General features: G+C 38.1%; 13 protein-coding genes. 1 reads left to right on the plus strand and 12 read right to left on the minus strand.

All coding sequences use genetic code 11. The features are described 5' to 3' along the window. Positions 1-31 precede the first annotated feature (31 nt). The 6 genes from spoIVA to F4694_RS07450 all read right to left on the minus strand — a co-directional run bounded on the left by spoIVA (position 32) and on the right by F4694_RS07450 (position 6,463). Positions 32-1,510, minus strand: a complete 1,479-nt coding sequence (gene spoIVA, locus F4694_RS07425; RefSeq protein WP_179596418.1) for a stage IV sporulation protein A — start codon at positions 1,508-1,510, stop codon at positions 32-34. A 325-nt stretch (positions 1,511-1,835) separates the two neighbouring features. After that, complete coding sequence (locus F4694_RS07430; protein WP_179596420.1) at positions 1,836-2,546, minus strand: hypothetical protein; 711 nt, start codon at positions 2,544-2,546, stop codon at positions 1,836-1,838. A 30-nt stretch (positions 2,547-2,576) separates the two neighbouring features. Beyond that, complete coding sequence (locus F4694_RS07435; RefSeq protein WP_179596422.1) at positions 2,577-2,762, minus strand: DUF2768 domain-containing protein; 186 nt, start codon at positions 2,760-2,762, stop codon at positions 2,577-2,579. A gap of 474 nt (positions 2,763-3,236) precedes the next feature. Next, positions 3,237-4,292, minus strand: coding sequence for an NAD(P)H-dependent glycerol-3-phosphate dehydrogenase (locus F4694_RS07440; RefSeq protein ID WP_179596424.1), 1,056 nt, complete (start codon positions 4,290-4,292; stop codon positions 3,237-3,239). A gap of 22 nt (positions 4,293-4,314) precedes the next feature. Beyond that, a complete protein-coding gene (der, locus tag F4694_RS07445) occupies positions 4,315-5,625 on the minus strand; it encodes a ribosome biogenesis GTPase Der (RefSeq protein WP_179596426.1) in 1,311 nt (436 codons plus the stop codon). 229 nt (positions 5,626-5,854) lie between these two features. Further along, positions 5,855-6,463, minus strand: a complete 609-nt coding sequence (locus F4694_RS07450) for a YphA family membrane protein (RefSeq protein ID WP_179596428.1) — start codon at positions 6,461-6,463, stop codon at positions 5,855-5,857. A gap of 109 nt (positions 6,464-6,572) precedes the next feature. On the opposite strand from F4694_RS07450, the gene F4694_RS07455 reads away from it, so the two are divergent. Further along, the gene (locus F4694_RS07455; RefSeq protein ID WP_095247280.1) at positions 6,573-6,716 is read left to right on the plus strand and encodes a YpzI family protein; all 144 of its coding nucleotides are present in this window, start codon (positions 6,573-6,575) and stop codon (positions 6,714-6,716) included. 30 nt (positions 6,717-6,746) lie between these two features. Here F4694_RS07455 and fni read toward each other — a convergent pair whose 3' ends face one another. From fni to ypeB, 6 genes are all read right to left on the minus strand, one after another. Continuing rightward, complete coding sequence (gene fni / locus F4694_RS07460) at positions 6,747-7,805, minus strand: type 2 isopentenyl-diphosphate Delta-isomerase (RefSeq protein WP_179596430.1); 1,059 nt, start codon at positions 7,803-7,805, stop codon at positions 6,747-6,749. 12 nt (positions 7,806-7,817) lie between these two features. Then, a complete protein-coding gene (rpsA, locus tag F4694_RS07465) occupies positions 7,818-8,957 on the minus strand; it encodes a 30S ribosomal protein S1 (RefSeq protein WP_179596432.1) in 1,140 nt (379 codons plus the stop codon). Between the two features lie 127 nt (positions 8,958-9,084). Next, entirely contained in the window at positions 9,085-9,666 is a 582-nt protein-coding gene (locus tag F4694_RS07470) for a lysophospholipid acyltransferase family protein (protein ID WP_179596434.1), read from the minus strand. A 2-nt stretch (positions 9,667-9,668) separates the two neighbouring features. After that, positions 9,669-10,343: a (d)CMP kinase gene (cmk, locus tag F4694_RS07475; protein WP_179596436.1), complete on the minus strand. Its 675-nt coding sequence runs from the start codon at positions 10,341-10,343 to the stop codon at positions 9,669-9,671. Between the two features lie 152 nt (positions 10,344-10,495). Next, positions 10,496-10,672 (minus strand): YpfB family protein, encoded by a 177-nt coding sequence (locus F4694_RS07480; protein WP_179596437.1) that lies wholly within the window; start codon positions 10,670-10,672, stop codon positions 10,496-10,498. 63 nt (positions 10,673-10,735) lie between these two features. Further along, complete coding sequence (gene ypeB, locus F4694_RS07485; protein WP_179596439.1) at positions 10,736-12,088, minus strand: germination protein YpeB; 1,353 nt, start codon at positions 12,086-12,088, stop codon at positions 10,736-10,738. Positions 12,089-12,098 lie beyond the last annotated feature (10 nt).

Genomic DNA, 12,098 nt, shown 5'->3' on the forward strand with positions numbered 1-12,098 from the left:
GAAAAAAGACTCCAAATCGGAGTCTCCAGAACTAAAGTATTATTGCAATCAAACCGCCAGATCCTTCGTTTATGATTCTCTCTAATGTTTCTTTTAGTTTATATCTCGCATTCTCTGGCATTAGGGATAGTTTTGCTTGAATACCTTCCCTAACGATGGAGCTTAACGAGCGTCCAAAAATATCTGAATTCCAGATGGACAGTGGATCATCCTCGAAATCCTGCATTAAGTACCGAACCAGCTCTTCACTTTGCTTTTCTGTTCCGATTATTGGAGCAAACTCAGATTCGACATCCACCTTAATCATATGGATTGATGGAGCTACTGCTCGCAGCCTTACTCCAAACCTTGCTCCTTGTCGGATAATTTCAGGTTCTTCAAGGCTCATATCTGAAAGCGATGGTGATGCAATACCGTAACCAGTTTGCTTCACCATTCTTAACGCATCAGAAATATGATCATATTCCGCTTTGGCATGTGCAAAATCCTGCATAAGTTCAAGAAGATGGTCTTTACCCCTAATTTCTACTCCCACGATTTCTTTTAAGATATCATCATAAAGTTCGTCTGGAGCAAATAAGTCGATTTCCGCAACCCCTTGACCCATTTCAATTCCGGCTAATCCCGCCCTCTCAATGTAGTCAAAATCGCTGAATTGCTGCACAACCCTGTCAACATCTCTTAATCTCTTGATATCTTTAACCGTTTCTTTAACTGCCTCTTGATAGCTTTCACGCAGCCAGTGATTCTCTCTCAATACCATTACCCAGCTAGGAAGGTTAACATTAACCTCGAGCACTGGGAACTCGTAAAGAGCCTCTCTAAGAACATTAAGAACATCACTGTCACGCATGCTTTCCACACTCATTGCTAGCACAGGAATGTCATACTTTTCTGCTAAGCTGGATCTGAGTGTTTCCGTGCTTGGATGATATGGCTGCGCGCTGTTAACAACCATAATAAACGGTTTGCCCACTTCCTTAAGCTCATTTATCACTCTTTCCTCAGCTTCGATATAATTACTTCTTGGTATTTCGCCAATTGTGCCGTCAGTAGTCACCACTACACCAATGGTAGAATGCTCTTGAATGACTTTCCTAGTTCCAATTTCAGCAGCTTCATGGAATGGGATCGGCTCTTCATACCAAGGAGTCGTAATCATCCTCGGACCATTTTCATCCTCATACCCTTTAGCACCCGGAACCGTGTAACCGACACAATCAACTAGTCTAATATTAACATTAAGTCCTTCGTCAACATGAACGCTAGCAGCTTGATTCGGAACGAACTTGGGCTCAGTTGTCATAATTGTTTTCCCTGCTGCACTTTGAGGAAGCTCATCCACTGTTCGAGATCTCTCTGCTTCATTGTCTATATTGGGTAAAACCACAAGCTCCATAAATTTCTTAATAAATGTGGATTTTCCAGTTCTTACAGCACCTACTACTCCTAAATAAATATCACCGCCGGTTCTTTCGGCAATATCTTTGAAAATATCAACCTTTTCCAAGTGATCCCCTCCCGATCATAGAGTAAAGTGGGATAATATTATCCATCAAGATATTTTTGGACAATATATATTTATGACGTTGTCCTACATTCTTATGACAGTTTTTAAAAATATTTTTACCCCCTTAACTATTTATTCCTTGAATATGCTAGTATCTGTTGTGTCTGAACAGTTGATTGAATGAGGGTTTATGGTAAAGTAACACGGGAGAGACTCCTAAACCGCATGTCTTTAACCTAATTGAAATAAGGCATTTATGTGCCCAAAAAAAACCCTTCTCCTACAATATATTTCGAAGGAGAAGGGTTATGACTATTGATATTACTTATTGCTTTAAAAAAACTGGTTCGTTAGACTCAGGATCCACTGTATACGGTAATGAATAGGCGGGAACAAACATCGAATCCTCTACAAGAAAATTACGAATATCCTCGCCTGGCATTACCTTCTTGTCCTTTTTCTTTAACTCCTGAAATAAATCTAGACGGTAATCGACGTAGACTTCTGCGTCTGTCGTTACTACAAACGGCAGATTTTGATTAGAGTATGGACTAATGGCATATGGCTCCTGCTTATACCCCAATGCTTTAAAATCAATTGTATAAACATTTTCAGCAAGTTTTTCTTTATAGGGCGGGTAGCCAGTGGATTTAATTCTCAAATTAATATCTCGAATGGTATCAGCCATTCTCAGGTCTAATAGTTTTACGGTTGCGTTGGTTTCAACATCTACAAGGACATATTGAAAGATCCCACCGCTTTCAAAGGCGTTCCCTGGGGGCTCTGAGATATATTTGGGAGCAATTTTTTTGAAATCTATTGGGTATTTTTGATAGATTGGAGTAACAGCATCTCTTGTTTTGATCGGCAAGATTCCACCATTATCCTCCCTAAAAGCATTTACCGCTTGTTGAACTGCAGCGATTTGGTCTGTATAAGGGATTTGATTTTCTGCTAATTTCTCAGATGGATACATACATCCTGTTAAAAACAAAGAAGTTAGAACTAGCAATGACACAATGGCCTTCCAATTCATACAATCACCTAATTTTTCTTTTTTCTGTATTTATGTAAAAAGGACAATAACCAACGTAATTCCCGAAATGATTAAAAAAATGTAAGCAAGGACCGCTGTAAAAAACTTTAGCACTCCTTTTAATTTATAACGGCTCAAATAAATTGTAAAAATAGCAAGAAACATAAGTCCCATCCCTGCAATCGATATCCACATTTTCAACATACCTGGTGACATCAGGACACCCCCTTTATTCCGAAAGCTATTATAACATAAGGATCGTGCTTTCATAAATCTTTTGTTATTTACATAAAAGAAAGAAGGATTTCTTGTTTAGATAACGTGTTGATTTGTGCGGAAGGCACGAAGACTCCTGCAGGAGTACGAAGCAGGAGAGACCCCACAGGCGCTAGCGCCGAGGAGGCTCACCGCAACGCCTGCGGAAAGCGAAGTGCCTCGTGACAGGCAAAGATCGCCTGTCCCTGCGAGGATTTTTCAAAGCAGCTTTCCTTAGTGGAGCACAAATCAACACACCCCACAACAATAAAAAAACTGAAGTAAAGAGGGGCGAGTTCCTTACTTCAGTCTTAGTGACTAAATTACCCAAACATTTCGGTTCATACTACACGTGTGCTTCGCTTGCATTGTATGCAACTATGTGGGGAAACGCACTCAGGTGAATGCCTATTTTTCAGTGAAAATGCACAATTTTTAATCTTCAAGGTTTCTTTCTTCAAGAATATTTACTAAATCTTCCATTTCGTGAGTTTTCCCACGTGCCATTAATACATCAACTGCATTTTTCGCATTTTTCCCATTAAATAAAACATCATATAGAGCAAATGTGATTGGCATGCTGACATTATACTTTTGGGCAAGCTGATAAGCTGCTTTCGTGGTCCTCACACCTTCAACAACCATTCCCATATTATCGAGAACCTCATCAAGATTTTTCCCTTTACCAAGTAGATTCCCCGCCCTCCAGTTCCGCGAATGAACACTTGTACAAGTTACAATTAAGTCCCCTATTCCCGCTAAACCGGAAAATGTTAAAGGGTTAGCTCCCATTTTTGTTCCAAGTCGCGCGATTTCAGCTAAGCCTCGAGTTATTAAAGCAGCTTTGGCATTATCACCATACCCCAGCCCGTCCGTTATTCCGGCAGCCAGCGCAATAATATTCTTTAATGCTCCGCCAATTTCCACTCCTATAACATCTGGATTTGTATAGACTCGAAAATTATGATTAATAAACAAATCTTGTATTTCTTCAGCCGCAGCCATATTTTCTGACGAAACGGTCACAGTTGTTGGGTGTCTAAGGCTAACTTCCTCAGCGTGGCTTGGACCTGAGAGGACTACCACTGCTTTTAAAAGCTCATTTGGCATTTCTTCTGCTATCAGTTCTGAAATTCTTAAAAGGGAATCTGGCTCAATCCCTTTACTAACATGCGCAATAGTCAATGGTGAGTTTTGTACTATACGTATTTTCCCAAGTACTTCACGAATGGCTTTCGTTGGTACCGCTAATATCACCGTTTTGATTCCTGCTAAAGCGTCACTTAATGACGCATATCCAACAATCAATTCAGGCAGACTGATTTCTGGCAAGTATTTCTTATTTGTATGGAACTGATTGATCTCTTGAACTTGTGATTCGTTATGGCTCCATAACCTGACCTCATGTTCATTGTCTGCGAGGACCATCGCAAGTGCAGTCCCCCAGCTGCCGGCACCAATTACAGCTACAGCTTCTTTATTTTCCTGCATTTAGCTCACTCCCACCGTAAAATTATTTTCTTTCTCTTGCATAAATTTTTATCGGGGTTCCCTCGAATCCAAATGCTTCTCGGATTCGATTTTCTAAGAAGCGCTCATAAGAGAAATGCAGTAATTCTGGTTCGTTAACAAAAACCACAAAGGTTGGCGGTTTCACCGCTACTTGCGTGGTGTAATAAATCTTTAATCGGCGACCTTTATCCGTTGGTGTTGGATTCATCGCTACTGCATCCATAATTATATCATTTAAGACGCTTGTTTCAACGCGCATTGCATGGTTTTCACTAGCAGTATTGATCATTGGCAGCAGCGTATGAATACGTTTTTTCGTCTTTGCAGATAAGAAAACAATTGGAGCATAACTTAAGAAGAGAAAATGCTCTCTAATTTTTTGTTCAAGCTCCTTCATTGTTTTTTCATCTTTTTCAACCGCATCCCACTTATTGACGACAATTACGATTGCCCGTCCAGCTTCATGTGCATACCCGGCAATTTTCTTATCCTGTTCAATGATTCCTTCTTCGGCATTAATGACAACTAAAACAACATCGGACCGCTCTATTGCCCTTAAGGCACGAAGAACACTATATTTTTCGGTACTCTCATAGACTTTTCCTTTTTTCCGCATTCCAGCCGTATCAATAATGACATACTTATCGCCATTATATGTATAAGGAGAATCCACAGCATCTCTTGTTGTACCAGCAATATCACTTACAATGACTCGGTCTTCACCTAGAATGGCATTGACTAATGATGACTTCCCAACATTAGGCCGGCCTATTAGAGAAAATTTAATGGTATCAGCATCATAATCCTGTCCCTTATTCTTAGGGAAATGTTTAGCTGCCTCATCTAATAAATCACCCAATCCAAGACCATGAGAACCGGATACTGGTATAGGTTCACCGAATCCTAAAGAGTAAAAATCATAGATTTGCTCACGCATTTCAGGATTATCAATTTTATTAACAGCTAATACGATTGGTTTTTTTGATTTATATAAAATCTTTGCTACTTCTTCGTCTGCAGCTGTTACCCCTTCTCTCCCATTTGTTAGAAAAATGATAACATCTGCTTCGTCAATAGCTACTTCAGCCTGCTGCCGAATTTGCTCAAGAAACGGTTCATCGCCGATGTCAATACCACCCGTATCAATTACATTAAAATCATGTGTCAACCATTCCCCTGAGCTATAAATTCGATCGCGGGTCACTCCTGGAATATCCTCAACAATGGAAATTCTCTCTCCAACAATTCTGTTGAAAATAGTTGATTTCCCAACATTTGGTCTTCCTACAATGGCTATAACAGGTTTTACCATTATAATCGCCATCCTTTCATCCATATCATTATCAATTATTTTGTTATTATTATCGTTAAAGCAGAGAAACTCAATTTATATAATTAAGTATTGCGTACTAATGATAAAGAAACCCTTCTTTGAAGAGAAGGGTCTAACCATATTATTTTAGCAATGTGAGCACTTTCCTGCAACTTTGAAAAACAGAAGACTCGTGAAGCTAGACAAATATTTAATTTTTAATGAATTTTTACGAAGACTTTTGCTTTCCTTTTTCCAAAAAGTGAAAATGGTTTTGAAAGAATGAACCTGCATTTTCTAGCATGCTCCAGCTTACCAGCAGTATTGTAATTAACGAAAACACATCTAGGTAACCAATGGATGCAATCGGATAAGAAAAATCAAATTTACTAAGATAAAAGGCATAGAGGATCTCCCCTTGCATGGAGCCACTTACAATAATTAACAGTCTGTCTTTTAAAGATGTTTGTAAAAAAATCGCTAGGCAGCTAAAACAAATTCCCATCATCCATTCCTTTTGAAAAATAACCCAGACGGGATCATAGATGACAAATAAATTAAAGGTAACGTATGCAATCGTGACAATGAATGAGCATATAAAGGCATATAGCAGTAATCCGAGCTTTTTCTTACTAAAAATAAAATAAGATAATAGCAGCATAAATAATCCGCTAGCGTAAAACTCAAAACTCATAAACACAAAATGTACATTTGAAAGGGTAATCAATACTAAAATGACCGCTGCTAATTTTGAACGATAAGAAATTTGTTTGTTCATAAAAAAGGTCACATATACCCAAAACACCCAAAGTATCCAATAGAACATTGAACCTTCCATTATCACACACCTCCTACTATGTCCATTATCGGTATTCTTTATGTAGTTCATACTTCCCTGAATAATCTTTCCTCAACAAAATCATGTTAATAGTAGGAGGTGTGGAGAAATGGGAAAGGATCGACAAGAAAAAAAGTTAAAAGCAAGTGGTAAAGTTGAATCAGACCGAGATCAGGCGCTGCATTACCCTGGTGCAACTAAGCTTCAAAGCCCTGAAGAGGCACGTGGATTAAACGATAATAAGTATAGTTGACAAAAATAAGCTCCCGCTTACTGCGGGAGCTTATTTTATAGTACGCTGGCTGTATATTTTTGTATCGATTCCCCTTTGAGTTAACCAATGGTGAATTTGACCTGATATCATCAATGGCGCTCTTTGCAGTTCTTGAATAGATTTAGCTCCTAAAGCTGTCATAATCATTGTTAACTCATTATGAAGTGCCGAGATTTCTTCATATAGAGCCTCTATTCCCTGTTCAACGAGGATTTTTAAGAAAAAGCCTGCAAAGCCGATCGCACTAGCTCCCAACGCTATTCCTTTAGCAAGTTCATCACTAGTAGTAACACCGCCAGAACCAATGATTGAAATCGATTTCGAGGCATATGAAGCTTCAGATATAGAGATGGCTGTGGGAATTCCCCATTGATTGAAAAAAGCTTGAGATTTTTCATTGCGCTTGTTTTCTATTTGAGCAAAATTTGTTCCACCGAACCCACCAATGTCCACAATTGAAACCCCTATGGATAAAAGAGACTCAACCGTTTCTTTACTCATACCGAAGCCTACTTCCTTCACTATAACAGGGACATTTACCTCTTTTACAATTGCTTCTATTCTTTTTAGAGCGCCAAAAAATTCCCGGTCCCCTTCCGGCATCGTCAGTTCCTGAATTACGTTTAAATGCACCTGCAGGGCATTGGCTTCAATCATGTCTATAGCCTTTTTTGCTTGATCAGGAATAGCTTCACTCCCTAAATTGGCAATTAATACACCAGAAGGGTTTTCTTTTCGTACTACTTCATATGTATAGCTTTCAGATTTATCTTTCAGTGCTGACATTTGTGAGCCCACTGCCATAGCAAGGCCTGCTTCCTTCGCCACAATAGCAAGCTGCTTGTTAAGGTCATAGGTTTTCTCACCACCGCCACCTGTCATAGCATTGATAAAAATTGGCGAACTTAAAGAAAGTTCGCCAATTTTTTGCTGAAAGGTTACATCTGAAACATTCATGTTTGGTAAACTTTGATGAATAAATTGAACATCATCAAATGCTGTAGACCGCTTTTGCCCTGTTTCTAGAGCATAGCGAATATGATCCCATTTCCGTTCAGATCTAGACACTTCATATCACCATTATTTTCCCAGATTCTTTAATTTGTCGCCAATCATTTCACCAAGCTGGAATCCTTTTGATTCCTCTGGAAGTTCGTAATCAAAATTTTCTTCCACATCTTTTTCAAGAAGATCTTTGATACTTAATGATAGTCGCTGCTCTTGTTCGTTTGCATCTAGTACTTTCACTTGTACCTCTTGCTCTTCTTTCAATACCTCATGTGGTGTACCAATATGCTTATGAGCTATTTGTGAGATATGCACGAGGCCTTCAACGCCAGGGAATACTTCTACGAACGCACCATAAGAAACCAATCTCTTGACTGTTCCTGTTAATGTGCTGCCCTTAGGTGCTTTCTCAGCTATATCAGACCATGGTCCTGGCTGTGTTTCTTTAATAGATAAAGAAATTCTTTCATTATCACGATCTACATTTAGAACCTTAACTTTTACTTTTTGACCTTCTTGAACTACATCTGATGGTTTTTCAATATGTTGATATGATAATTGAGAAATATGAACAAGGCCATCGATACCGCCAATATCAACGAATGCTCCAAAATCTGTAATTCTTTGAACTGTTCCATCAATTATTGATCCAGGAGTAATCGAGTTAAGTAGGTTTTTCTTTTGTTTTCCCTTTTCTTCCTCCACCACTGCACGATGTGAAAGAATAAGACGATTTTTCTCTTTATCCAGCTCAACAATCTTAAAAGTCAAATTTTTACCTTTATAATCTGAAAAATCTTCGACAAAATGAGCTTCTACTAAAGATGCGGGTACAAAGCCTCGAACGCCAAGATCAACGACAAGACCTCCCTTTACTACATCCTTTACTTCGGTTTCAAAGACCTCTCCACTATTAAAAAGATTTTCCAGATTAACCCAAGCCTTTTCAGCGTCTACTTTTCTTTTTGATAATACAAGAGCATCCTCTTCTACTTTTAATACCTCAAGTTCTAGTTCATCACCTTCTGAAACAACATCAGAGGCCTTTTCAACATGAATGCTAGAAAGTTCACTGATTGGGATAATACCATCATGTTTACTATCCTTAATATTTACGATTACCTGTTTTTCTTCTACCTTTGTAACTTGTCCAGTGACTTTATCACCAATGGTATAATTTTTTACTTCTACTTGGTTCATTTCTTCCGACATATGTATTCCTCCTTAATCCAATTACTGCTAATAAATTATATAATATCAAAATGATAAACGAGTGAATATTCTAATAAAATCTCTTTTTATTAACTTCTTACAAATAGCTTATTTTGTCAAGCAGAACCTATCGGTGCTCTTTAATAAGTTTATCTATTTCTGACATTATTAATTCAGTCACCTGCTCCGCAGAGGCTTTTACAGCCCTCATTTCATCCATTGCAATCGGTTTTCCATAAACAACCTTTAACGTTTTTAAACTTTTGTATGGTCCAATTATTGCGCATGGGACCACATCCGCTTCCGTTCTAAGGGCAAAAAAACCCGCTCCCGATAGCCCTTTGCCAATTTCACCTGTTTTACTTCTAGTCCCTTCGGGGAACAGACCGAAAACATTTCCGTCTTTTAATACCTTTAATCCAGCTCTTAATGATTCCCTGTCCCCTTTCCCTCTTTTTACAGGGAAAGCGTTGCAATTTCTAACGATATTACCCAATACAGGAACCTTGAATAGTTCTTCCTTTGCCATAAAATGGACAGGTCTTGGAGCCGTAATCCCCACTACTAAAGGGTCAAAATTATGGATATGGTTAGTACACAGCAGGACCCCGCCTTCTTTAGGGAAATACTCTAATCCACTAACTTCAATTCGATACCACGGTTTAAAAACACCAGCAACAACTGATCTTGCAAACGAATAAAACGTCACACTTATCCAACCCTTTCATGCACGAGATCCATAATTTTTTCTACTACTTCTGGGATGGTCAAAGATGTTGTGTCAATTTCAATTGCGTCGTCAGCTTTTCTTAATGGGGCAAATTCACGTTCTGAATCTATTTTATCACGACGGGCAATTTCTTCCTTTAATTGTTCTAAATCGGAAGGATAGCCTTTTTGTAAATTTTCCGTATGTCGTCTTACCGCTCTTTCCTCTACACTTGCAAGTAGAAAAACCTTTACCTCCGCATTTGGAAGTACATGTGTCCCAATGTCCCTGCCATCCATCACAACCCCTCCGTTTACGGCAAAGGACTGCTGCATTCTAACCATTTCTTCACGAACCTTTTGATGCTTGGCTACAATCGAAACAGAATTTGTAACTGTTGATGAACGAATTTCTTCTGTTACTTCTTGATTATCAAGAAACACCAATTGACCATTTGGTGAAGGGAATAATTCTAATTTTGTTGCTAATAGAGTGTCTAACAGTGAATTTTCATCTTCTAAGTTAAGGTTATTTACCAGTGCTTTATATGTTAGGGCACGATACATTGCACCAGTATCAATATATATGTAAGATAACTTTTCTGCCACAACTTTTGCCACCGTGCTCTTACCCGCTGCGGCAGGTCCATCAATTGCGATTGATAATTTTTTTTCCATAAATCCTCCTAAGTAACTCATGTTCGTCTGGTATGCTCATATTTATTTTACCATAAGAAAGCTGAATGCCTCTTTTTTTTAGCATTATTATATTTGATTTTCTTTTATACTGTTCCCATTTTGAGAATAAAAAAAAAGCAGGCATCCTGCTTTTAATCACTAAACGTTTGGAGAATCTCGGTAAATGTATTTTCATTTACACCTTCATATTTTGTTAACTGTTCTAATTGTGGAAAAATATCTAGTTGATGTAAGAATAGCTGAGCGAAAAAAAGAAAGATAAATTGGATAATAATTACCTTTATTAAGATTCGTTCTACAATTTTCATACCATCACTCCAATTCCAATTACTACTATTATTGGAGTGATGGTATATTTTTATTCTAATACCTTAGATAACCTCGTCGTAGACTTCTTCAGCATTTTTCATTTTTTCTACTTCTTCTTCGACACCGTCTATTGCATTGATAAAGATTCTATAGGTATCGTCTCCTATAGTTCCTAGGAATTCATAACATAGTACTTCTTTGTTTAGATCGTTCACAATAACTGCTTGTCTCTCTTCCATCACTTTAAAGTTAGGGTTTACCTTTGCTCGAGCTTGTTCACTGGTTAGCACTGGTTTTTCAATTTCTCTAGTATCGTTTAATGATTTTAAATACTCTTCTGCTGAGAAACCAATTATGTTACCATTGTCGAGCGCTACTTCTACTTTGATTGCCTCAGGATAGATTCTAATATTATTTTCAGTGGTGACAAAATTAAATACACCTGTATTATCATATTGAGTGCTCTCAAATAACTCTAGATTTTTATAACCATTTTCCTTTAGAAACGCTGCAGCCTTTAGATTTGCATCATTTAGGCTAATCTTTTGCTTGTTTACTTCTCTGTGATTTATAAACCATACAGGATATCCAGCTTTCTTCGTAATATCTATGTTCCCCTCTTGACCAGTGTCCTTATTTCTTACCGAAATACTATAAAAACCGTAATCTGATCCCTTACCATTCTCTGTTACTTTAACCTCAGCAGTTCCATCAAATCCCATGTATTTTTTTGCAATGGTTACCGCTTCTTTTTTATTTATGGTTTTCCCTTTAATATTCTTGAAATTATCATCTTTCTTTTGCATGTTAGCGAAAGTCGGACCAAAGTCGCTTTCGTCATAGCCTGATACGGTTTTTTCAACTGTTTTAAATCCATCGATAATCGTATTGTCGGTTTGTTCTTTTCCTGATGCCAATGCAAGTTCGACATCCATCCAGCGCAGGTTATTTTCCAGTACCATATGCTGGACTTTACGCAACTCACTTTGAATGTCACCAGATTGCTTGTATAAAACCTTTAATGTTTCATACTCTTCCTCTGACAAGGGTTCTTTATCTAGATCTCTTACTGCCGTTTGATAACTAAACTTCCCAATTTTAGATAAAAACTCTTCCGTTTTATTAAATGGAAGCAATGTCAGCGGCAGCTGTCCTACATCACTATGTGCTTCAGAGGTTAGTCTCCAAACTTCCACGAGTGAAGGGGATAAAGAATGCCTAGAATTCATTGCAAGAGTCGATCCAATTTTATCGTGAAGTAAATCCATTCCATAGGTTAGATCATGAAAAGCCCGTTGATAATTATTTTCAGCATTTATAAGAATCGCATTTTTCTCCCGATGTTCTTGATATCCCCAATAGGCTGTACCCGCAACACCTACTGCTAGAACACCAATAATTATTCCTCTTATCATCCAATCACCC

It is taken from the genome of Neobacillus driksii (genome assembly GCF_013409995.1).
Classification (GTDB): Bacteria; Bacillota; Bacilli; order Bacillales; family Cytobacillaceae; genus Neobacillus; species Neobacillus driksii.

What these genes read in the sequence shown, in the direction of transcription:
- F4694_RS07430 (WP_179596420.1), bottom strand. Translation starts at nt 2,546, where the DNA reads ATGAATTGGAAGGCCATTGTGTCATTGCTAGTTCTAACTTCTTTGTTT.
- F4694_RS07435 (WP_179596422.1), bottom strand. Translation starts at nt 2,762, where the DNA reads ATGTCACCAGGTATGTTGAAAATGTGGATATCGATTGCAGGGATGGGA.
- F4694_RS07440 (WP_179596424.1), bottom strand. Translation starts at nt 4,292, where the DNA reads ATGCAGGAAAATAAAGAAGCTGTAGCTGTAATTGGTGCCGGCAGCTGG.
- der (WP_179596426.1), bottom strand. Translation starts at nt 5,625, where the DNA reads ATGGTAAAACCTGTTATAGCCATTGTAGGAAGACCAAATGTTGGGAAA.
- F4694_RS07450 (WP_179596428.1), bottom strand. Translation starts at nt 6,463, where the DNA reads ATGGAAGGTTCAATGTTCTATTGGATACTTTGGGTGTTTTGGGTATAT.
- F4694_RS07455 (WP_095247280.1), top strand. Translation starts at nt 6,573, where the DNA reads ATGGGAAAGGATCGACAAGAAAAAAAGTTAAAAGCAAGTGGTAAAGTT.
- rpsA (WP_179596432.1), bottom strand. Translation starts at nt 8,957, where the DNA reads ATGTCGGAAGAAATGAACCAAGTAGAAGTAAAAAATTATACCATTGGT.
- cmk (WP_179596436.1), bottom strand. Translation starts at nt 10,343, where the DNA reads ATGGAAAAAAAATTATCAATCGCAATTGATGGACCTGCCGCAGCGGGT.
- F4694_RS07480 (WP_179596437.1), bottom strand. Translation starts at nt 10,672, where the DNA reads ATGAAAATTGTAGAACGAATCTTAATAAAGGTAATTATTATCCAATTT.
- ypeB (WP_179596439.1), bottom strand. Translation starts at nt 12,088, where the DNA reads ATGATAAGAGGAATAATTATTGGTGTTCTAGCAGTAGGTGTTGCGGGT.